General features: G+C 33.9%; 1 protein-coding gene. It reads right to left on the bottom strand.

Translation table 11 applies throughout. The annotated features are described in order from the left end of the window. Positions 1-245 (bottom strand): hypothetical protein (locus AAEZ02_RS23240; RefSeq protein WP_351125557.1); only part of this gene is annotated, 245 nt, incomplete at both ends.

Raw genomic sequence — 245 nt, 5'->3', positions numbered from 1 at the left:
AAATAGGTCTCTATAATCATCAGTAAGTTGGCTGAGGATAAGTTTATCTTCTTTAGATAAACACATTACTGCTTCTGGGTGTTCTCGTTGCCAAATTATAGCTCTACCAAAATGATGGTCATTCTTCCATTGAGGAATAAAAGCATTAAGATCCGTCAATGAAGTATGTTCTGCAATCCTACTGAGTAAACGTTCTTTTGCGGTTAAGGTTAAATCGTATAATTCACTTGTGATAGTATAAAATA

This window comes from Shewanella sp. T24-MNA-CIBAN-0130 (assembly GCF_040310185.1).
GTDB classification, from domain to species: domain Bacteria; phylum Pseudomonadota; class Gammaproteobacteria; order Enterobacterales; family Shewanellaceae; genus Shewanella; species Shewanella psychromarinicola.
Note: the sequence above shows the minus strand (reverse complement) of the source record. Positions and strands in the feature narration are given on the sequence as shown.